Consider the following 21,755-nt stretch of genomic DNA (forward strand, 5'->3'; position numbering starts at 1 on the left):
AAAGCACTGGGGGTTGGAAGATCAAAAATCGTAAGCGTCTGCCTCCGCATCCGATTTTTTCTCCTCGGGCTTGTCTGCCACCATCACTTCGGTCGTGAGCATCAGCCCGGCAATGGATCCTGCGTTCTGCAGCGCTGAGCGGGTGACCTTGGCGGGGTCGATGATGCCGAACTCCAGCATATCCCCGTATTCGCCGGTCTGGGCGTTGTAGCCGAAGTTGGCGCTGTCGTCCGAGCGCACATTGTTCAGCACCACGCTGCCTTCCACACCGGCATTGGCGACGATCTGGCGGAAGGGTTCTTCCATCGCGCGCAGGGCGATATTGATACCCACCTGCTGATCGTCGTTGGCCCCTTTAAGGCCCCCTTTTCCATTCAGACCGCGCAGGCTATCGGCAACGCGCACCAGGGTCAGACCACCACCGGCGACGATACCTTCTTCCACCGCCGCACGGGTTGCGTGGAAGGCGTCGTCCACCAGATCTTTTTTCTCCTTCATTTCAACTTCGGTGGCGGCGCCCACCTTGATCACCGCAACACCGCCGGCCAGCTTGGCCACGCGCTCCTGCAGTTTCTCCTTGTCGTAATCGGAGCTGGATGCTTCGATTTCCGCGCGGATCTGTTTTACGCGGCCGTCGATCGCGGACTTGTCGCCGGCGCCGTCCACCACCACGGTGTTGTCCTTGCTGATCACCACACGCTTGGCGCTGCCGAGCTGTTCCAGCTGAACTTTCTCCAGGGTCAGCCCTACCTCTTCGGAGATCACGGTGCCACCGGTAAGGATGGCGATATCCTCCAGCATGGCCTTGCGGCGGTCGCCGAAGCCGGGGGCTTTTACCGCGGCCACCTTGATGATGCCGCGCAGGCTGTTGACCACCAGCGTCGCCAGCGCTTCGCCTTCAATATCTTCAGCGATGACGACCAGCGGGCGGCCCGATTTCGCTACGGACTCCAGTACCGGCACCAGGTCGCGGATATTGCTGATCTTTTTGTCGAACAGCAGGATGTAGGGGTTGTCCAGTTCCGCCTGCATCTTTTCCTGGTTGGTCACGAAGTACGGCGACAGGTAACCGCGGTCGAACTGCATACCTTCCACGACTTCCAGTTCATTGTTGAGGGACTTGCCCTCCTCCACGGTAATTACACCGTCGCGGCCCACTTTTTCCATCGCCTCGGCGATGATCTTGCCGATGTCCTCGTTCCAGTTGGCAGAGACGGTGCCCACCTGGCCGATGGACTTGGTGTCGTCACAGGGCTTGGCCAGTTTCGCGAGTTCTTCCACCGCCGCTTTTACCGCGGTGTCGATACCCCGTTTCAGATCCATGGGGTTCATACCCGCAGCGATGGACTTGTGTCCCTCGCGCACCAGTGCCTGGGCCAAGACCGTGGCGGTGGTGGTGCCGTCGCCGGCCACGTCCGCGGTTTTGGACGCGACTTCTTTCACCATCTGCGCGCCCATATTCTGGAACTTGTCCTTCAGCTCGATTTCCTTGGCTACGGACACACCGTCTTTGGTCACACGCGGGGCGCCAAAGCTTTTGCTCAGCACCACGTTGCGGCCTTTCGGCCCCAGGGTGGCTTTTACCGCGTCGGCGAGAATGTTCACGCCCGCCAGCATGCGTTCGCGGGCGTCATCGGAAAACTTGACTACCTTGGCGCTCATGCGGCTTTCTCCTGTTGTTTGTCTTCCACTTGTTCCAGTACGGCGAGAATGTCGGACTCTTTCACGATCAGATAGGTCTCGCCGTTGTGCTTGATTTCGGTGCCGGCGTACTGACCGAACAGCACCCGGTCTCCCACTTTGACCGCCAGGGGGCGCAACTCGCCGTTGTCCAGCGGGGCGCCGCTACCTGTGGCAATCACTTCTCCCTGGGTGGGTTTTTCGGCAGCCTTGTCCGGAATAACGATGCCACCCTTTGTCGTGGTCTCGGCGGCAAGGCGTTTCACAACCACCCGGTCGTAGAGCGGTTTGATACTCATCGGATTTCCTCCCAATAAGCATTTGGATGTTTCAATGGTTAAAGGGTTTGCCGGGCAGGATCTGGGTTCCTCCCGACAATCGCGAAAATAGGATTCAAACAATGATTTTCAAGGGGGTAAAAACGGATTTTTTATAAAAAATTTTTATAAAAATACGAGGTCAAAAAATAGAAGGGGGATAAGGGTGGATTTATAGTTGTAGTGATGGAAAGAGAAGGAGGAGCTGATGCCATCCGTATCACAAGCCACCTTTGAGCGAACCCTGGCGGATTTTTTTCGCGAGCGACTGCAGGCCGGAGCCAATGAGCTGGATCCGCGCCCCCAGGAGGACACCCTGTGGTATCTGGGCAGCCTGCTCGCGCGCTTCGGCGATAGTGGCCAGGTCTTTAGCTACGACGAAGGCGAAGTGTCAGTTCGTCCACTGGCGCTACTGTACCGGGACGCGGTGGAGGTGGATAACCACTACCACCGCTGTCTGATCCTGCGCCAGCTGGGGGACCTGGCGCTGTTTATGGGCGCACTTTTTCCGGAAAGCTACCGTCGCCGTGGGATCAGTCGGGATTACTTTATCGGTATGGGCGGTGGCGCCTACGACTACCTGGGGGAAAACGCACGGCACAACCGGCGTGTATTCAGCGAGCTCGCAGAACACTTTGCCCGATTGTTGGAGCTGGTGGCGGCGGTGTGCGGGCGCGGGCGGGGGATGGACGCCACGGATATTCTGCAATTGTTCCAGCGCTGGCGAGAAACCAATGACCCGAAACTGGCGATACAGTTGCGCGGCCTCGGCGTCGTGCTACCGGAGGTTGGCGGGCTGCATTGAGGCGGTGGTCCCGGCTCCAAAAAATACTGACAGTGGTAGGCTATATTTCGCTGACTTGGGGTAAAGACAAGGGAGTGTCTATACCGTGGAAACAACTGCCGCACCCGCGGTTACCCGCGAAGTCGAACGCATACTCAGGGTCGACCATGCCGGCGAGTATGGCGCCATCCACATTTATCGTGCCCAACGATTTATTGCCCGCCGGTTCTATCCCGACATCGTATCCGAGTTTGACGAAATGCTGGCCCATGAACGCGGGCATTTCCGCCGGTTTGATGAGATCCTCAGGCGGCGATCCATCCGTCATTGTTATGCGCTGAAACTGTGGGCACTGGGTGGATTACTGCTCGGTAGCTTTGCGGCGTTGCTGGGACGCAATGCCATCTGGGTCTGCACCTATTCCATTGAATCCACGGTGTTGCACCATCTGGGATGGCAGCTGGAATTTCTCGATCTTCACGATCGCGAAGTCTTCGATGCGGTGCAGAGTATTCAGGCGGATGAAGAGGAGCACCGGGACAAGGGGCTCAAGTACGGCACCAGCCCGGATGCGCACCGGTGTATTTTCTGGGTGGTGCGCCGGGCTACGGAGTTTGCAATCTGGCTGTCCACCAAGCTCTGAAAATGCGATTGCCGGTTCCGGTCCGGCAATCGCTTTAGACGGTGGTTAGTTGATGAATCAGCGTTCGGCCCGCTCTGAAGGCAGTGGAATAAACCGCACCAGTAGTAGTTTGTAAATCAGTGCTCCGCCGATCAGCATGAAAAGCAGGTAGCGACCGGCCAGCTCGGTCGTTGCCAGGCTGACCTCCAGTATGGATGGAACAACACCGGCCGCAGTAATCGTTACCAGCACCGCGCCGATGCGGATCAGCGAGCGATAGAGCGTGCGCTGGGTCCTCCTGGCAATCGCCAGTCCCGCATAAAAAATAATGGTACATGTGGCTGCGATTATTAATGCGCTTACGATCATCGACTTCTCCCTGTTTGAAAATATCCCTTGATGTCGGCGCGTATTGTTCTGCTGAACTTCGCCACCGTCAAACTGGTACGTATTTTCAAACTGGGCTGTTGCCGGCTGTTCGCTAAAAGTATTCGCGGAAAGGCGCGGGAGAAGGCAGGGAAAGGGGAAATGCAGGAGATGGCGACCGGCTGCATAGCGGCCGCCTCACATTCAGTCGGGCGAGATGCTTTGGTAAACGACAGGCTCAGGGCAGCGGTCGTGTGCGTCCGCGGTCGTCTATGGCGACGAAGACAAATTCGCCCTCGGTCACTTTCACCTGTTCGCCGGTGTCTACCCGGGTGAGCCACACTTCCACCATGGTTTTTATGGAGGAGCGCCCGACTTCCACGGCCTCGGCATAACAGCTCACGGTGGAGCCTACCGGTACCGGGCGCAGGAACACCATGCTGCCGACGGCGACGGTGGTCACGCGACCGCGGGCGATGCCCTGGGCGAGGATGGCACCGGCCACGTCCATCTGTGACATCAGCCAGCCGGCAAATACGTCACCCTGAGGATTGGTATCCCGGGGCATGGACTGGGTTTGCAGGGTCAGGGTACCGCTGGGTTGCGGCTCTTCATCTATGGCGGACATCGCAGGTGCTCACATTCTTAGATTTATTGATCCCCCGGAATGGCGCTTGGGCCTCCGTCGGGGTGGCGCATTCTAGCACAAACTGGGCACTAATTAGCCAGTACCCGTCGTGCAAATTCTTGCGAAACTTTTCAGAAACCGCAGCATAATCTGCGCCAGCTTGTCTGATTTTCCAACATCTCCTAGACTCCGCTCCATGCGTGCACTGATTTTGACCCTGATCCTGTGGTGTTTTGCCGCCCAGAGCCTGGCTCTGGCGGTTGCGCCTGCCTGCGATCCGGGTGCCGATGCCCACGGCGATCACGCCGCCATGATGGCCGGCACCGGTGTGCATCCGGCCAGCGACATGCACGCCGATGACCACCACAGTATGCCCTGCTGTGATGAGGCCGAGGACAGCTCTGCCGCTGAACTCTGCCTGATGACCTGCGCCGTTGGCGGCTGTGGTGCCGCCGCGCCCCTGGCGCAGGAATGGCAGCACGCGGCACTGCCCGGTGTTGCCCTGTTCCAGCCGATCTCCCCTTCCCCCCTCGCTGCTTCGCAGCGCAACCTGTTGCGCCCACCCATAAGCGCCTGATGCTTCCCGCTCAACGTCTCACCAGGCGTTGAATTCAACGATCGAGCCATCGATCAGGTATCAGACAGACAGGATTTATCCATGGGATATGCATTGCGCGCCCTGGGCCCACTGGTCCCGGCGCTGCTGATTTGTGCGATTGCCCTGCCCGCACAGGCGCAGCTGAGCCTCGAGAGTGCGGTACAGCTGGCCCGGGAACAGGACCCACAGACCGCAGCGGCCATTGCCGCGGCGGAGGCGACCGCGGAAACCGCTGTGGCCGACAGTCAGTGGGAGGACCCCAAGCTGAAACTCGGCATCGCCAACTTGCCCACCGATAGTTTCGCCTTCGACGACCAGCCGATGACCCAGAAAGTGATCGGCATCAGCCAGAAACTGCCTCGCGGCGACTCGGCTGCGCTGGCCGGCGAGCGCGGTGGACATGCGGCCGAGGCGGGTTTCGCCGGTGCCGCGGATATGGCGCTGGTGCTGGAGCGGGAAGTGGGCCTCGCGTTTCTCACTCTGTCGGAGCAGCTGCGCGTGCGTGAACTGCTGATGGAAAACCGCGGCTGGATGCAGGAGCTGGTGGGCTACAACCGCGCGCGCCTCGCCAGTGCCCAGATCCAGTCCCAGCAGTTGCTGCAGTCGCAGCTGGCGCTGGCGCGCCTGGATGACCGTATCGCCGCGGTGGACGGGGAGATCAATCGCGCCCGCGGCACCCTGAGCCGCTGGATCGGTGGTGCCGCCTGGGGCGCGCTGGACGCAACCCCACCGGCCTGGCGGGATACCCGCGACTGGTTGGCGGGGCAGTCACTGCCGGTGCCGATGGCGCTGCTGGAGCAGCACCCCGCGGTGGCTGCCAGCAGTGCCCGCGTCGCTGCGGAGCGGGCCAATGTGGCGCTGGCGCAGGAGGCCTACAAGCCGCAGTTCGGTGTCGACTTCAGCTATGGCCAGCGCGACAGAACCCCGATGAGCGACGGTTCGGACTTTGCCAGCGTCATGGTGTCCTTCGACCTGCCGCTGTTCCGCCAGAACCGCCAGGACCGGCGCCTCGCCGCCAGCCGCGCGCGCGAGAGTGCCGGTATCCTGCAGCACCAGAACCTGTTGCAGCAATTGCACGCCGAGCTGAATAGCGCCGTGGCCATGGCTCAGACCCTCGATCGCCGCCGCGCGGAGTATCGCGAGTATCTGTTGCCGCAGGCGGAGGCTACCGCCGATGCGGTCCTGCGGGGCTACGCCAGCAATACCGCGGATCTGGAAGCGGCGATCGCCGCGCGCATGGACGATATCGAGACCCAGATCAGCGCCGCGCGCCTCACCTACGGCTACTTCCGCGCCCTCGCGCGCATCCGTTACTTCCGCGCCGTCGAGCCCGACGCCAACATCAAATAACCAGCGGTCTGCCAAGTTATGAACAGAATTCTGATTGTCGTTTTCGCCATCATCGCCCTGGTGGTGGGCGTTCTTGTGGGGCGCAGCCTGCCCGGTGGTGACGACACCGCACCGAGCGCCAGTGGCGAAAAGAAAATCCTCTACTGGGTCGCCCCCATGGATCCCAACTACCGCCGCGATGGACCCGGCAAGTCGCCCATGGGCATGGACCTGGTGCCGGTGTACGAGGGCGAAGAGGGTGAAGCAAAGCCGGGTACCGTCTCCATTGCCCCCCAGGTGGAAAACAACCTGGGCGTGCGCACTGCGGTCGCCGAGAAAGGCCCGGTGCAGATCGAGGTGGATACCGTGGGCCTGGTGCAGCTGGATGAAGATAAGCTGCACCACGTGCACACCCGCCTGAGCGGCTGGGTGCACAAGAGCTGGGTCAAGGCGGTGGGTGATCGTGTGCGCAACGGGCAGCCACTGGTGGCTATCTACTCGCCGGAGCTGGTCAAGGCGCAGAGCGAACTGGTGGCGGCCCTGGAGAGCGGCAACCGCACCCTGATCGAGGCCACCCGCGAGCGCCTGGACAGCCTCGGGGTGCCCGCAGAGCAAGTGCGCGCGCTGGTCAAATCCCGAAAGGTAAGCCAGACCATCACCCTCTATTCGCCCACCGATGGCTATGTGAACGAATTTGCCGCCCGCGATGGTATGTATATCACTCCCGCAACCACGCTGATGAGCATTGGCCCGCTGGACACCGTGTGGGTGGAAGGCGAGCTGTTCCCGAAACAGGGCGCCCAGGTACAGGTGGGCGACACCGCCACCCTGCACGGCGAATTCGCCCCCGGCCGCAGCTGGACCGGCGAACTGGTGCACATACTGCCCGATCTCGATCCCAAGACCCGCACCCTGCGCGTGCGGGTGCTGGTGGACAACGCCGACAAATCCCTGCGCCCGGGCATGTTTGTGCGCCTGCAATTGGAGGGACCGAAGGTGGACACATTGACGGTACCGCGCAGCGCCCTGATCCGCACCGGTGACATGGACCGGCTGGTGATCGCCGAGGGCGGCGGCCGCTATCGCTCCGTGCGGGTGCGGGTGGGCCGGGAGCTGGGCAAGCGGGTGGAGATTCTCGCCGGCATCGAGCCCGGTACCGAGGTGGTCACCTCGGCCCAGTTCCTGCTGGACTCCGAGTCCAGTATCAGCGCCGATCTGCAGCGTATCGAAGGTGAAGGAGCCGCGAACAGCAGCGAAAAGTCGGTAAAAGCCGAGACTGCCTGGGCCGAAGCGACAGTGCTCAGTATGCCCGATGACAATCATTACGCGCGCCTGGAGCACGGCCCGGTACCCGAATGGGACTGGCCCGGCATGGTGATGGGTTTCCATGTGGCGGAAGCCGCGCAACAGGCGTTGCGCGAGGCGCTGGAAAGCGGAGCGCCGCTGCGGGTGCAGATGCGCCAGCGCGACGACGGCAAATACGAGGTGATCGCTACCCGCGCGGTGGCCGGTGCTTCCCTGGTGCCCGGGCATGAAGGCCACCAGCCGATGGACCACTCGCAGATGGGGCACGGCGACATGAACCACGATGATGTGGATCATTCGCAGATGGATCATGGCGACATGGATCATGGAGAAAGGGATCACGATGGGCACCAGGAGCCGCAGAAATGATCGCGCGTATCATCCAATGGTCCCTGCACAACCGCGCGCTGGTGCTGATCGGCGCGGTGGCCCTGACGATTGCCGGCCTCTACAGTCTGCGCAATACGCCGGTGGATGCCCTGCCGGACCTTTCCGACGTGCAGGTGATCGTCAAGACCAGCTACCCGGGCCAGGCACCGCAGGTGGTGGAAGACCAGGTCACCTACCCCCTTACCACCGCCATGTTGAGCGTGCCCGGTGCACATACGGTGCGCGGTTACTCATTTTTTGGCGATTCCTACGTTTACGTCATTTTCGACGACGATGTCGACCTCTACTGGGCCAGATCCCGGGTACTCGAATACCTGAGCCAGGTGGCCCCGCGCCTGCCCAGTGCCGCGCGCTCGGAGCTGGGGCCGGATGCCACCGGCGTGGGCTGGATCTACAGCTACACCCTGGTGGACCCCACCGGCAAATACGACCTGGCGCAGCTGCGCTCACTGCAGGACTGGTTTCTGAAATACGAGCTGCAGACCCTGCCCGGGGTGTCCGAGGTGGCGACCGTGGGCGGCATGGTGCGCCAGTATCAGGTGCAGGTGGATCCCCTGCGCCTGCGCGCCTACGACCTCACCCTGGCCCAGGTGCAGGCGGCGATCGAGCGCGGCAACCGCGAGTCCGGCGCCTCGGTGGTGGAAATGGCGGAAGCCGAATACATGGTGCGCGCCAGCGGCTACATCCAGAGCGTGGAAGACCTGCGTCAGCTGCCGCTGCTGGTCAATGCCGCCGGCACCCCGCTGCTGCTGCGGGATGTGGCGGACGTACACCTGGGGCCGCAGATGCGGCGCGGTCTTTCCGAGCTGGATGGCGAAGGCGAGGCCGTGGGTGGCGTGATCGTGATGCGCTTCGGTGAGAACGCGCGCGCGGTGATCGACCGCGTGCGTGAGCGACTGGAAGAATTGCAGCGCAGCCTGCCGGCGGGTGTGGAAATCGTGCCCACCTACGACCGCAGCGAGCTGATCGACAGCGCGGTGGACAACCTGTGGCACAAGCTGCTGCAGGAATTCTTCGTGGTGGCACTGGTGTGCGCCCTGTTCCTGTTCCACCTGCGCTCGTCGCTGGTGATTGCCATCAGCCTGCCCCTGGGGATTATCGGTGCCTTTATCGTGATGCGCCTGCAGGGTATCAACGCCAACATCATGAGCCTGGGCGGCATTGCCATCGCCATCGGTGCCATGGTGGACGGCGCCATCGTGATGATCGAGAACCTGCACAAGCATTTGGAGCGCACCCCGCTCACCGAAAAAAACCGCTGGCAGGTGGTGGGTGAAGCGGCCAGTGAGGTGGGGCCGCCGCTGTTCTTCAGCCTGCTGATCATCACCCTGAGTTTCCTGCCGGTATTCGCGCTGGAAGGCCAGGAGGGGCGGCTGTTTGCGCCGCTGGCCTACACCAAGACCTACGCCATGGCAGTGGCCGCCGGTCTCGCCATCACCCTGGTGCCGGTGCTGATGGGCTATCTGGTGCGCGGCGAAGTGAAGCCGGAACAGGCCAACCCAATCAATCGCGCTTTTACTGCCGCCTACCGCCCGGCGCTGGAGCTGGCGATCCGCCATCCGCTGTTCGTCGTCATTACCGCTCTGTTGTTGCTCGCCAGCAGCCTGTATCCCCTGTCGCGCACCGGCAGTGAATTCATGCCGCCGCTGGACGAAGGCGACCTGATGTATATGCCCAGCACCCATCCCGGCATTTCCATCGGCAAGGCCCGCGAGCTGCTGCAGCAGACCGACAAGATGATCATGCAGGTACCGGAAGTGGCGCAGGTGTGGGGCAAGATGGGCCGTGCCGAGACCGCAACCGATCCGGCGCCGCTGACCATGGTGGAGACGATTATCCGCTTCAAGCCCCGCGACCAGTGGCGGCCGGGGATGACCCCGGAAAAACTGCGCGCGGAACTGGATGCCGCGGTGCAGTTGCCCGGCGTCACCAACGCCTGGGTGATGCCGATCAAGACCCGTATCGACATGCTCGCAACCGGCATCAAGACCCCGGTGGGTATCAAGGTGGCCGGTGCCGACCTGCACCAGATCGAGCAGATCGGCACTCAGCTGGAATCCCTGCTCAAGAATGTGCCAGGTACCGCGTCGGTATTTGCCGAGCGCGTCGAGGGCGGCCGCTATATCGATATCGACATCGACCGCAGTGCCGCGGCGCGCTATGGCCTGAATATCCAGGACGTGCAGACGGTGATCGACACCGCGGTGGGCGGCAAGAAGGTGGGCGAGACCACCGAAGGCCTGGAGCGCTACCCGATCAATGTGCGTTATCCACAGGCCTGGCGCGACTCGCCGGAAAGCCTGCGCGGCCTGCCGCTGGTGGCCCCCAACGGTACCCACCTGAGCCTGGGGGATGTGGCGACCATTGAGGTGCAGAGCGGTCCGCCGATGATCAAGACCGAGAACGCGCGCCCCAATGGCTGGATCTATATCGATATCGCCAACCGCGATCTGGGTTCCTGGGTGGCGGAGGCACAGCAACTGGTGGCAGACCAACTGGAGCTGCCGCCGGGCTATTCCCTGGCGTGGTCCGGGCAGTACGAATACATGGAGCGCGCCCGCGAGCGCCTGGGTCTGCTGTTGCCGGTGACCTTGGGCATCATCGTTTTGTTGCTGTACTTCAGCTTCCGCCACTGGGGTGAGGTGCTGGTGATCATGGGCACCCTGCCACTGGCGCTGATCGGCGGTCTGTGGCTGTTGTACTCGCTCGATTACAACCTGTCGGTGGCGGTGGGCGTGGGCTTTATCGCGCTCGCCGGCGTGGCGGTGGAGATCGGCGTGATCATGCTGGTGTACCTCAACCAGGCCTGGAAACAGGTGCTGGCAGATTGCGCGGCTGCTGACCGTAAACCTGAGCTTGATGACCTGCGCGATGCGATCCGCCGCGGTGCCGGTCAGCGTATGCGCCCGGTACTCATGACCACGGCCACGGTGTTTATCGGTCTGGTGCCGGTGATGATTGGTTCCGGGGTTGGCTCGGAAGTGATGCAGCGGATTGCGGCGCCGATGGTCGGGGGCATGGTCAGCGCGATGCTTCTGACTCTGATGGTTTTGCCTGCGGTTTATCGACTGTGGAAAGGGCGGGGTCTGCAGGGGGCTTCGTAGCGAAGTGCTGTGGCGGCGGGGCACCGGGTGCAGGTTTTCAGGACCGCTGCGAGTACATCCATGTACGCTGCGTCGCAAACGTCCCTGTTTGCGACGCTCCTGAAAACCTGCACCCGGCACCCCGCCTTCGCTTCGTGTTGCACACTCCGTAGCCGCGGCTGTAACTGCTCACGAAGTATGAAAGTTCAATGCGAAGGTAGAGTGCCGGGTAGGCGTTTTTGAAAGCGTCGGAAACAGGGATGTTTCCGACGCAGGCTACAGGGACGTATTCATGCCGGTTTCAAAAACGCCTACCCGGTGCGCTACCGCCACCGGGCCAGCGCAGAAACCACGCAACCTACCCGGCTACGAAGCCAGGTAACCAGGTCGCCAATGAAGGCCAAATCGCGAGCAACAACATCACCAGCAACTGGATGGCAATAAACGGCACCACCCCGCTGTAAATGGCCCCGGTGGCCACTTCCGCAGGGGCCACACCGCGCAGGTAGAACAGCGCAAAACCAAACGGTGGGGTGAGGAAGGAAGTCTGCAGGTTCAGGGCAATCATCACGCCCAGCCACACCGGATCCAGCCCCATAGCCAGCAGTACCGGGCCGACAATGGGCACCACCACAAAGGTGATCTCGATAAAGTCGAGGATAAAGCCCAGCAGGAAGATCACCAGCATCACCAGCAGGGTCGCGCCGACCACGCCGCCCGGCAGGCTTTCGAACAGGTGGGTAACCACTTCCTCACCGCCAAATCCACGGAATACCAGAGAGAACAACGACGCACCGATCAGGATCGCGAACACCATCGCCGTGACCTGCAGCGTGCTCTGCCCCACTTCGCCAGCGCGCGCCCAGTTCAGTGCACCGCGGCTCCAGGCCAGGATGCCCGCACCCAGCGCGCCTACCGCCGCGGCCTCTGTGGGCGTGGCGGCACCGGTGATGATCGAACCCAGCACCAACAGCATCAGCGCAATGGGGGGAAACAGGCTCTTCAGGGTCTGCAGTAGATCCACGTCTTCCGCAGCGCGTTCCGTGGCGGGTTCGCGGCGGGCGATAAACAGCAGGTAGAGGATATACGCCGCTACCAGCAGCAGGCCGGGAATGATCGCGCCCATAAACAGGTCGCCGACGCTCACCGGTTTCGGGTTGAAAATACCCTGGCTGAGCTGGGCCTGCTGGTAGGCGTTGGACAGGGTATCGCCCAGCAATACCAGTGCGATGGACGGGGGAATGATCTGGCCCAGGGTGCCGGTGGCGCAGATGGTGCCGGTGGCGAGTTTGGGTGAGTAGCCCCGCTTCAGCATGGTCGGCAGGGACATCAATCCCATGGTTACCACCGTCGCGCCGACGATACCGGTACTGGCGGCGAGCAGAGCGCCTACCACCACCACGGAAACCGCCATCCCCGCGGGAATCCCGGAGAAGACGCGGGCGAGATTGACCAGCAACTCTTCGGCGATCCGCGCCCTTTCTAGCATTACGCCCATCAGCACAAACAGCGGCACCGCCATCAGGGTGCCGTTCTGCATGATGCCGTAGAGGCGGTCGGGGAAGGCGCGCAGCAGCTCCGCATCGAATATTCCGGTGACGATACCGAGGCCGGCGGCAATCAGCGCGGTACCGCCCAGGGTGAAGGCGACCGGATAGCCGAACATCAGTGCTGCGCACACAGCGACAAACATCAGCAGGGGGATCAGTTCCATCATGCGCTTGCCTCCCCAGCCGCTTCCCGCACCAGCGGGCGGGGTTTCTCCGCGGCCTTTTCCGCAGCCTGGGTGGACTCCGTATTGAAGGGGGTGGTGCTGCCGGCGCGGCTTTCAACCTGCATCAGGGTATGCAGTGCGCGCGTAAACTGGGCAATCCCCTGCAGGGCCAGGGTCGCGGCGGCGAGGGGCATCAGGCTTTTCAGCAGGAACACACCGCCGAGACCGTCAGCGCTGGCGCTGGATTCCAGCACCGCCCAGCTGCTGGCGGCAAACTGCCAGCTGCCCACTGCAATGAAGATGCAAACCGGGAGCAGGAAAATAAGGCAGCCCACCGCATCGACCCACGCCTTGCCGCGAGCGGACATGGTCCGGTAGAACACGTCCACCCGCACATGGGCCCCCGCCTGCAGCGCATAGGCCAGGCCGAGCATAAAGGCCGCGCCGTGCAGGTAGACCACGGTGTCCTGCAGGGCGGTGGAACCGCCGTCGAACCCGTAGCGCAGGGCCACCACCAGGCTCTGGATCAGCACCATCGCCAGGGTAAACCAGCCCAGTACGCGGCCGCTCAGGCCGGCGAAACGGTCCAGAGCACCGGCCGTACCGAGGAGCAGATTTCGTGGGGAAGACTTCATGGGGAATGTCTCACATCATCTTTATTGTTCTGTTATGTAGGGCAGAGACTACCTGCTGGTCAAAGTTTGCGCCAGTTCTGCCGGGGCTGCCGCCAGCCGTGCCCTGAGCGCGAAATGACGCATCCGTGGCTGTTTGGTCACGTAATGAGTCGACCACTGTAATCTTTTTGTAACTTTTCATTCATAGAATCGTCACCGGTTCGACATAGCATGCGCCGCGTGCAGAGATTTTGAGCAAATAAGCGACCACTTTTGGAGATATCCATGAACAACCGTTCTGCGAGTAAGAAAGTCCTGGCCTCGGCCCTGGCCGCCCTGACTGTTGCCGCCTCCAGCGCTGCCCTCGCCGCGCGCGATCACATCAGCATTGTCGGCTCTTCCACCGTATACCCGTTCACCACCGTGGTTGCCGAGCGCTTTAGCCGCGCTACCCAGTTCAAGACCCCGGTTGTCGAGTCCACCGGTACCGGTGGCGGCATGAAGCTGTTCTGCCAGGGCGTGGGTGAAAACACCGCGGACATCACCGGTGCTTCCCGCCGCATCAAGCAGTCCGAACTGGACATGTGTAACGACAACGGCGTCGACGTTGTGGAAGTGCAGATCGGTTACGACGGCATCGTTCTGGCCAACGCCAAGACTGCCGAGCCGTTTGAGCTGTCCCGCAAGGACATCTTCCTGGCCCTGGCCAAAGACGTGCCCAACCCGGACGGTTCCGAGTCACTGGTGGCCAACCCCTACAAAACCTGGAAAGACGTGAATCCGTCCCTGCCCGCGCACGACATCGAAGTTCTGGGCCCGCCCCCGACATCCGGTACCCGCGACGCCTTTGCCGAGCTGGCGATGGAAGGTGGCTGTAAAAAATTCGACTGGATTGCGGCCAAGAAAAAATCTGACAAGAACGGCTACAAGGCCATCTGTCATAACATCCGCGAAGACGGCGCCTACGTGGAAGCCGGTGAGAACGACAACCTGATCGTGAACAAGCTGGCGGCGAACCCGAATGCGCTGGGTATCTTCGGCTTCAGCTTCCTGGACCAGAACGCAGACAAGGTGCAGGGCTCTCTGATCGAAGGCCAGGAGCCGACGTTCGACTCCATCGCCGACCAGAGCTACCCGGTTTCCCGTCCGCTGTTCATCTATGTGAAAAAAGCACATGTGGACGTTGTGCCCGGCATCAAGCAGTTCCTGAGCGAGTTCACCAACGCGCGCGCCTGGGGTGAAGAAGGTTACCTGGCGGACAAGGGCATGATTCCCCTGCCCAACGCCAAGCGCCAGCAGGTTGCCAGCGATGTGCGCAAGCTGAATGCCCTGACCAACCTCGCGGCAAAATAACCATCTCGCAGTAACTGGTAGATGGAATTACCGGCCAAGCCCCATAAGAAGGGCTTGGCCTTTTACGTATAAAAGAGGCACAGGTTTTATCGCCTCATGCAATTGCGGCCACAAGCACCGATAATGGCCGACAAATTTTTTAACCGAGTGAATCGATGCAGACTCCCACTCTATTTGCCCTGCTGTTGCTGCTGATACTGGTGGCCTACGGTACCGGTTTCAGCCGCGCCATTGGCGCTGCCCGCAGCCGCGGCGGAATCCGCAGCCTGGCTTCCCTGCCCAGCTATTACGGTGTGCACACCGCACTCTGGTGTGGCCTGCCGGCGTTGATCATCCTGGGCCTGTGGCTGGTATTTGACGACGCCATTATCCGCACGCTGGTGATGGGCGGAATTGCGGACAAGCCCGAATCCCTGTCCGGCCAGAACCTGCTGTACGCGCAGATCCAGAATATGGCATCGGGCAATCTGGTGGGCGAGGCTACGCCACAGCTGGAGGCAGCGTCGGCACATCTGAACAGCCTGCGCCAGAGTGGCCAGTGGCTGCAGACTGCATTGATCCTGATTCTGTCCGTTGGTCTCGGTGCATATGCGCTGCTGAAGGTTTCCCCGGAGATGCGCGCGCGGGAAAAAGTCGAGAAGGTGCTGCGGGCGATTCTGTTGATGTGTGCCTGTGCGGCCATCTTTACCACCGTTGGCATCCTGTTGTCGGTATTGTTCGAGTCCGTGCGCTTCTTCCAGGCGGTCCCGGTCACCGAGTTCCTGTTCGGTTTGCACTGGAGCCCGCAGATGGCGATGCGCGAGGACCAGGTAGGTTCCAGCGGCGCTTTCGGTGCGGTGCCCCTGTTTACCGGTACGCTGATGGTGTCTGCCATCGCCATGCTGGTCGCCGTACCCGTAGGCCTAATGTCTGCGATTTACCTGGCCGAATATGCGGGCAACAAGGTGCGCGCCTTCGCCAAGCCGCTGATCGAAATTCTCGCTGGCGTGCCCACTGTGGTTTACGGCTTCTTCGCTGCGCTTACCGTGGCGCCGTTTGTGCGCGAGTTGGCGCAGTCCGTGGGCCTCGAAGCTTCCAGTGAAAGCGCCCTGGCCGCGGGTCTGGTGATGGGGGTGATGATCATCCCGTTCGTATCCTCCCTGTCCGACGATGTGATCAACGCGGTACCCCAGTCCCTGCGCGACGGTGCGCTCGGCCTCGGTTCCACCAAATCCGAAACCGTGCGCAAGGTGGTGATCCCCGCGGCTCTGCCCGGCATTGTCGGCGGCGTGCTGCTGGCAGTTTCCCGTGCGATCGGCGAGACCATGATTGTGGTGATGGCCGCCGGCCTCGCCGCCAACCTCACCGCCAATCCACTGGAGTCGGTCACTACCGTGACGGTACAGATCGTCACCCTGCTGGTGGGCGACCAGGAATTCGACAGCCCGAAAACCCTGGCTGCCTTCGCCCTCGGTCTGATGCTGTTTATCAGCACCCTGATTCTGAACTTTATCGCCCTGCACGTAGTGAAAAAATACCGGGAACAGTATGACTGATCTTACTCAAACCCAGGTGCGCGAGCGTATTGCCGCGCGCCTCGCCAGCCGTCACCGCAAGGAAAAGCTTTTCCGCGGTCTGGGTATTGCGAGTATCGCGTTCGGCGTACTGGCGGTACTGGTGCTGTTCACCGATATCATCAGCAAGGGCGCCAGTGCTTTCGTGCAGACGGATATCCAGCTGCAGGTGACCTACGACCCGGCCGAGCTCGGTATTGAACAGGTGGATGAAGAGAGCCTGGCCTGGGCCAATTTTGACGGCGTTATTCGCGCGGCCCTGCGCGAGCGTTTTCCCGATGTCAGCGGCCGCCGCGACAAGCGCGAGCTGTATTCGCTGGTATCCAACGGTGCCGGCTTCGAGTTGCGCGAGCGCTTGCAGAACCATCCCGAGTTGCTCGGCAAGTCCGAAACCCTGTGGTTCAACGCTGACGACGATGTGGATACCTATGTAAAAAGCCTGTCGAAATCCGAAAACGGTTTCCTTGGCCGCACCTCCGAGCAGAAAGCGCAGTGGATCCTGACCCTGCGCGAATCCGGCGAGCTGAAAAAGCGCTTCAATACCACCTTCTTTACCAACGGCGACTCGCGCGAGCCGGAGCAGGCGGGTATTCGCGCGGCGCTGGTGGGCTCCCTGTTCACCCTGCTGGTAACCCTGGTGCTGTCCTTCCCTATTGGCGTGGCCGCGGCGATTTACCTGGAAGAATTCGCGCCCAAGAACCGCTGGACCGACCTGATCGAGGTGAATATCAACAACCTTGCGGCGGTGCCGTCCATCGTGTTCGGTCTGCTGGGCCTGGCCATTTTCATCAACTTTTTCGAGCTGCCGCGCTCCGCGCCGCTGGTTGGGGGCTTGGTGCTGACCCTGATGACCCTGCCGACGATCATCATTTCCAGCCGCGCATCGCTCAAGTCCGTGCCGCCTTCCATCCGTGAAGCGGCGATGGGCATGGGCGCTTCGCGCATGCAGGTGGTGCTGCACCATGTACTGCCGCTGGCAATGCCCGGCATGCTGACCGGCGCCATCATCGGTATGGCGCAGGCACTGGGCGAAACCGCGCCGCTGCTGATGATCGGTATGGTGGCGTTTATCGTCGATGTGCCCCACGGGGTTACCGACCCCTCCACGGTGCTGCCGGTACAGATTTTCCTGTGGGCCGACAGCCCGGAGCGCGCCTTTGTCGAGCGCACTTCCGCCGCGATCATGGTACTGCTGGCAGTCCTGATCACCATGAACACCTGTGCAGTGTGGCTGCGCAAGAAACTCGAGCGCCGCTGGTAACGCGCTGCGCTGCCAACGAATGCTAAGATTGCGAACCGAGATAGATCCATGACCACCATGACACTGAAAGCCGGCGAAGCAGGTCCGGCTGAAGATCAGACCGCCAACCCAGCCAGCGAATCTGCTGTGGAGCAAAGTGCAGTGAAAGCCAGAGCGGCCAATACCAATATCGAAGTTACCGGCACCGTCGGCAGTCCTTTTTGCGACGACGCCAAACTCAGTATGCGCAACGTCAACGTTTTCTACGGCGAGGCCCAGGCCATTCACGACGTGAGCCTGGATATCGGCCGCAACCAGGTGGTGGCGATGATCGGCCCGTCCGGTTGCGGTAAATCCACGTTCCTGCGCAGCCTCAACCGTATGAATGACACCATTGAGGGGTGTCGTGTCGAGGGCGAGCTGACGCTGGATGGCGAAGCGATTTACGGACCCAAGGTAGACGTGGTGCCGCTGCGCGCGCGCGTGGGTATGGTGTTCCAGAAGCCCAACCCCTTCCCCAAGTCCATTTACGACAACGTCGCCTACGGCCCCAAGATTCACGGCATCGCCAGCCGCCGCGCGGAACTGGATGAGATCGTGGAAAACAGCCTGCGCCGCGCCGGCCTGTGGAACGAAGTGAAGGATCGCCTGGACAAGCCGGGTACTGGTCTCTCCGGCGGCCAGCAGCAGCGCCTGTGTATCGCCCGCGCCATCGCCGTGAGCCCGGAAGTGATCCTGATGGATGAGCCCTGCTCGGCCCTGGATCCCATCGCCACCGCGCGTATCGAAGAGCTGATCGACGAGCTGCGCCAGAACTACACCATCGCCATCGTGACCCACTCCATGCAGCAGGCCGCGCGGGTAAGCCAGCGCACCGCCTACTTCCACCTGGGCAAGCTGGTAGAGGTCAATGACACCGAGACCGTGTTCACCAATCCGGAGCACGAACTCACAGAAGCGTACATCACCGGCCGTTTCGGCTAAGGTTGGGGGGAGCCCGCAAAAGATTATGGAAATGCATTTCGATCAACACATCTCCCGCCAGTTCAACGAAGATCTTGAGTCCCTCAAGACGGAAATGCTGGAAATGGGTGGCATGGTCACCCGCCAGGTAGCGGACGCCGTGGAAGCCCTGGCCAACGCCGACAGTGAGCTGGCAGAGAAAGTTCTCAAGGTGGAAGAGGAAATCGACCGCTGCGAAATGGAGCTGGACGAGCACGCGACCCTGATTATTGCCAAGCGCCAGCCGGCGGCATCGGACCTGCGCATGGTGATGTCCGTGATTCGCATCGCACGCGATCTGGAGCGCGTGGGTGACGAGGCCAGCAAGGTAGCGAAGATGGCCATCGCCCTCACTGACGAAGGCACCGCACCGCGGGGTTACACGGAGATCCGCCACATCGCCAATGCGGTGCGCAAGATGCTCAATGACGCCCTCGATGCCTACACCCGTTTTGACGTCGCCTCCGCCATGGAAACCCTCGCCGAAGACGAACAGGTGGATATGGACTACCGCAGTGCGGTGCGCGAAATGATCACCTACATGATGGAAGATCCACGCAGTATTTCCCGGGTGATGAATGTGCTGTGGACCCTGCGTTCACTGGAGCGCATCGGCGACCACGCAAAGAATATCTGCGAGCAGGTGGTGTATCTGGTGAAAGGTGCGGATATCCGCCATGGCAACGAACAGAACCTACGATAAAAGCTAGGGTGGTAGCTATAGCTACCGAAAAGCTATTTCAAGAAGGCCGCCGTTGCGGCCTTTTTTATATTTATCGAAAGTGGGAACTATTCATTGCAGTTGCTGCCATAGAGTGCGCAGTGCGAGCTGGGCCAAGACTCTATAACCAAAAGCTTGCGTTGGTACGTTGGTTACCTGAGAGTTTGGGTCCGGTATATTTATTATTATTCGCAAGCCATTTTTTGGATAATTTTTTTGCCCGTATATTTCATCAAAGAGATATTGGGGATCGTCGTTATATGCGCATAGTTTAAAACAAGGAACACTTATATGAAGTTTAAATTTTGCACGCTTACATTAATACTTACCTCTAGTGCAGCCATTGCAGATGAATACCAGTCCTTTACCGATGCCAATTATCGCCTAAGTGATTATGGAATCGCTGAGTCCAATGATTATTTGATTTCATCTCAATACTATTTTGGCTCCTTGAATACTCTCGGTCCCCGTAAAGAATTTTCGTATATTCTTCCTGTTTCAAATGTTTACGGAAGTTATTACCGTAGTAAACGGAAGTATGATAGTGGTTTCTCTGGGTACAATAGCACGGACGAAAGCTTTTCTGTTGGGGGGGAGTACTTTGCACGACAATTGAAACTTTTTGGTGGAGTTAGTGATTCTAATTCTAGAAGTTACCATGCAGGAATTGGTTACCTTTTCACCTCAAATTTTCTCGCGGAGGTTGAAGTAGATAAGCAAGAATGGGACGTTGAGTACGAGTCTTCAATTATAGAATATGACGAAACTACGACTTGGCTGCGAGGCAAGTACAATCATCAAATAAGTGATACCGATTACATTGGATTTTCCGCGCAGGTTAATGATGATTTTGATAGCCGTAGTATTTCCTCAAAATATTTCACCGCTTTATCTTCTGGGCGTTATTTGACTGCGGGGCTGAGTCTCATCGACAGGGATCGTGTTGACCTCTATTGGGGAGGCGAAGTAGAGTTTTTCTTTAATCAGGATACTTCCATTGGTGCTCGATATGATGAATTTGATAACTTTGAGCTGAATGCTACTCATTTCTTTAACCGTAATGTTGCGGCAAGCTTTTCATATGGATCATCAACCGAATCTTTGTTAGATAATTTGGATATTTTTAGTTTAGGGGTGACCGTACAGCTTTGATCCCATCTTAAAAGGTCTCTAGCTATAAAGTTGCATCGATCTAATGGCGTTTAGAAGTTATTTCTGCAATGGCCGCCGCTGCGGCCTTTTTTATTAGTACCAGTTTTAATTGAGAATTAGTTACAGGAATTAAATGATTTTTTGGTATGGCCAAAAAATTTATTTTCCTGCGTCTGTCTGGCCGAAGCGCTGGCAACACCGCGTTTTATATCGCGCAGACTGCATTCAGCTTTGATTCAGCTACACCACTCCACAATGCCCCCGCGACTGTAGTTAAGCTACCGAAATTAATGCGTAATTGAGACGTCCGTCGCAATTAATTCTTTTCGTTGCACAACCATTTTCTTGCGCTTAGAATCCGCGCCGAATTTGCCCCCAGGGCAAAAAAAGTGGGTACGGGTGCGAAAGCACAGTCATAAACGTACAGATGTAAATTAAACAGGGAACACTTCCATGAAGTTCAAGTTTGCCGCACTTCCTCTTATGCTGGCCTCTGCCGTTGTTTCTGCAGAGCAGTACAATTCTTTCACCGACGCTGATTACACCTCAGAAGATTACGGCTTTGCCGAAATCGATACCCTGAGTTTTCAATCTCAGTATTACTTCGGTGCCCTGGAAACTCTGGGTCCGCGCAAGGAATTCAACTACATCCTGCCGGTTTCCAACATCTACGGTGGCTTTGATTATATCGATTACACCGGCGGTGACAGCGACATCGTACAGATCGGTGGCGAGTACTTCACCGGTCAGTGGAAGTTTTTCGGTGAGCTGAATGACTTCGACGCAGGCAATTCTTACCGCGCCGGTGCAGGCTTCCTGTTTACCCCGAACTTCCTCGGAGAAGTTGAAGCAACAAAAGCGGAAGGTAACGATACCGAACTGTGGGTGCGCGGTACCTATAACCACCAGCTGAGCGGTTCTGATTACATCGGTTTCACCGCGCAGGTGGACGATGACTTCGACTACCGCTCCGTTTCCTCCAAGTACTTCACCGCACTGTCCGGTGGCCAGTACCTGACCGCCGAGCTTAGCCTGATTGATACCGATTTCAGCGACCTGTACTGGGGCGGTGCCGTTGAGTTCTACTTCAACGAAAACACTTCCATCGGTGCTGCTTACGACGAAGCGGAAAGCTACGAGTTCAACGCTACCCACTTCTTCAATCGCAACGTTGCCGGCAAGGTAGCCTACGGCTCCAGCCGCGATTTCGACGATCTGGATGTATTCAGCCTGGGCGTAACCGTGCAGCTGTAATTTCCAAATCGGAAATACACAGACAAAAAAAGCGGGTGAATCTCTTCACC

Annotated in this window: 19 protein-coding genes; 13 read left to right on the top strand and 6 right to left on the bottom strand. The window is 59.7% G+C overall.

Annotated elements, in window-relative coordinates; translation table 11 throughout:
* Window positions 1-21: 21 nt before the first annotated feature.
* Entirely contained in the window at window positions 22-1,662 is a 1,641-nt protein-coding gene (groL, locus tag HUW35_RS06790; protein WP_181254841.1) for a chaperonin GroEL, read from the bottom strand.
* Window positions 1,659-1,979 carry a co-chaperone GroES gene (gene groES / locus HUW35_RS06795; RefSeq protein WP_181254842.1) on the bottom strand — a complete coding sequence of 107 codons (321 nt, stop codon included), beginning with the start codon at window positions 1,977-1,979 and terminating at the stop codon, window positions 1,659-1,661. The genes groL and groES overlap by 4 nt, the downstream gene beginning before the upstream one ends.
* A gap of 226 nt (window positions 1,980-2,205) precedes the next feature.
* Between groES and HUW35_RS06800 the strand changes: the two genes are divergently transcribed.
* Together HUW35_RS06800 and HUW35_RS06805 are read left to right on the top strand one after the other, a co-directional pair.
* Window positions 2,206-2,802, top strand: a complete 597-nt coding sequence (locus tag HUW35_RS06800) for a hypothetical protein (protein WP_181254843.1) — start codon at window positions 2,206-2,208, stop codon at window positions 2,800-2,802.
* Between the two features lie 85 nt (window positions 2,803-2,887).
* Window positions 2,888-3,424, top strand: a complete 537-nt coding sequence (locus HUW35_RS06805) for a demethoxyubiquinone hydroxylase family protein (protein ID WP_181254844.1) — start codon at window positions 2,888-2,890, stop codon at window positions 3,422-3,424.
* 57 nt (window positions 3,425-3,481) lie between these two features.
* On the opposite strand, the gene HUW35_RS06810 is transcribed toward HUW35_RS06805, so the two are convergent.
* Both HUW35_RS06810 and HUW35_RS06815 read right to left on the bottom strand, forming a co-directional pair.
* Window positions 3,482-3,772, bottom strand: coding sequence for a hypothetical protein (locus HUW35_RS06810; RefSeq protein ID WP_181254845.1), 291 nt, complete (start codon window positions 3,770-3,772; stop codon window positions 3,482-3,484).
* A gap of 235 nt (window positions 3,773-4,007) precedes the next feature.
* Window positions 4,008-4,397, bottom strand: coding sequence for an acyl-CoA thioesterase (locus tag HUW35_RS06815; RefSeq protein WP_078083180.1), 390 nt, complete (start codon window positions 4,395-4,397; stop codon window positions 4,008-4,010).
* A gap of 196 nt (window positions 4,398-4,593) precedes the next feature.
* On the opposite strand from HUW35_RS06815, the gene HUW35_RS06820 reads away from it, so the two are divergent.
* The 4 genes from HUW35_RS06820 (at window position 4,594) to HUW35_RS06835 (ending at window position 11,123) form a co-directional block, all read left to right on the top strand.
* Window positions 4,594-4,974 carry a hypothetical protein gene (locus tag HUW35_RS06820; RefSeq protein ID WP_181254846.1) on the top strand — a complete coding sequence of 127 codons (381 nt, stop codon included), beginning with the start codon at window positions 4,594-4,596 and terminating at the stop codon, window positions 4,972-4,974.
* An 81-nt stretch (window positions 4,975-5,055) separates the two neighbouring features.
* Entirely contained in the window at window positions 5,056-6,345 is a 1,290-nt protein-coding gene (locus tag HUW35_RS06825) for a TolC family protein (protein ID WP_181254847.1), read from the top strand.
* A gap of 18 nt (window positions 6,346-6,363) precedes the next feature.
* Entirely contained in the window at window positions 6,364-7,998 is a 1,635-nt protein-coding gene (locus HUW35_RS06830; RefSeq protein ID WP_181254848.1) for an efflux RND transporter periplasmic adaptor subunit, read from the top strand.
* Window positions 7,995-11,123, top strand: coding sequence for an efflux RND transporter permease subunit (locus HUW35_RS06835; protein ID WP_181254849.1), 3,129 nt, complete (start codon window positions 7,995-7,997; stop codon window positions 11,121-11,123). The genes HUW35_RS06830 and HUW35_RS06835 overlap by 4 nt, the downstream gene beginning before the upstream one ends.
* A 337-nt stretch (window positions 11,124-11,460) precedes the next feature.
* On the opposite strand, the gene HUW35_RS06840 is transcribed toward HUW35_RS06835, so the two are convergent.
* Window positions 11,461-12,819 (bottom strand): TRAP transporter large permease subunit, encoded by a 1,359-nt coding sequence (locus tag HUW35_RS06840; RefSeq protein WP_181254850.1) that lies wholly within the window; start codon window positions 12,817-12,819, stop codon window positions 11,461-11,463.
* A complete protein-coding gene (locus tag HUW35_RS06845; protein ID WP_181254851.1) occupies window positions 12,816-13,451 on the bottom strand; it encodes a TRAP transporter small permease subunit in 636 nt (211 codons plus the stop codon). The genes HUW35_RS06840 and HUW35_RS06845 overlap by 4 nt, the downstream gene beginning before the upstream one ends.
* Window positions 13,452-13,715: 264 nt before the next feature.
* On the opposite strand from HUW35_RS06845, the gene HUW35_RS06850 reads away from it, so the two are divergent.
* The 7 genes from HUW35_RS06850 (at window position 13,716) to HUW35_RS06880 (ending at window position 21,705) form a co-directional block, all read left to right on the top strand.
* On the top strand, window positions 13,716-14,783 hold the full coding sequence (locus HUW35_RS06850; protein WP_181254852.1) for a PstS family phosphate ABC transporter substrate-binding protein: 1,068 nt from the start codon (window positions 13,716-13,718) through the stop codon (window positions 14,781-14,783).
* Window positions 14,784-14,938: 155 nt separating this feature from the next.
* Window positions 14,939-16,318, top strand: coding sequence for a phosphate ABC transporter permease subunit PstC (gene pstC, locus HUW35_RS06855; protein ID WP_181254853.1), 1,380 nt, complete (start codon window positions 14,939-14,941; stop codon window positions 16,316-16,318).
* Window positions 16,311-17,597 (top strand): phosphate ABC transporter permease PstA, encoded by a 1,287-nt coding sequence (gene pstA / locus HUW35_RS06860; RefSeq protein WP_181254854.1) that lies wholly within the window; start codon window positions 16,311-16,313, stop codon window positions 17,595-17,597. Before pstC ends, pstA begins: the two co-directional genes overlap by 8 nt.
* A 222-nt stretch (window positions 17,598-17,819) precedes the next feature.
* Window positions 17,820-18,560 carry a phosphate ABC transporter ATP-binding protein PstB gene (gene pstB, locus HUW35_RS06865; RefSeq protein ID WP_255463603.1) on the top strand — a complete coding sequence of 247 codons (741 nt, stop codon included), beginning with the start codon at window positions 17,820-17,822 and terminating at the stop codon, window positions 18,558-18,560.
* A 25-nt stretch (window positions 18,561-18,585) separates the two neighbouring features.
* Window positions 18,586-19,281: a phosphate signaling complex protein PhoU gene (phoU, locus tag HUW35_RS06870; protein ID WP_181254856.1), complete on the top strand. Its 696-nt coding sequence runs from the start codon at window positions 18,586-18,588 to the stop codon at window positions 19,279-19,281.
* Between the two features lie 309 nt (window positions 19,282-19,590).
* Entirely contained in the window at window positions 19,591-20,451 is an 861-nt protein-coding gene (locus tag HUW35_RS06875; protein WP_181254857.1) for a putative porin, read from the top strand.
* Between the two features lie 453 nt (window positions 20,452-20,904).
* Complete coding sequence (locus HUW35_RS06880) at window positions 20,905-21,705, top strand: putative porin (protein ID WP_181254858.1); 801 nt, start codon at window positions 20,905-20,907, stop codon at window positions 21,703-21,705.
* Window positions 21,706-21,755 lie beyond the last annotated feature (50 nt).

It is taken from the genome of Microbulbifer sp. YPW1 (genome assembly GCF_013367775.1).
GTDB lineage: Bacteria > Pseudomonadota > Gammaproteobacteria > Pseudomonadales > Cellvibrionaceae > Microbulbifer.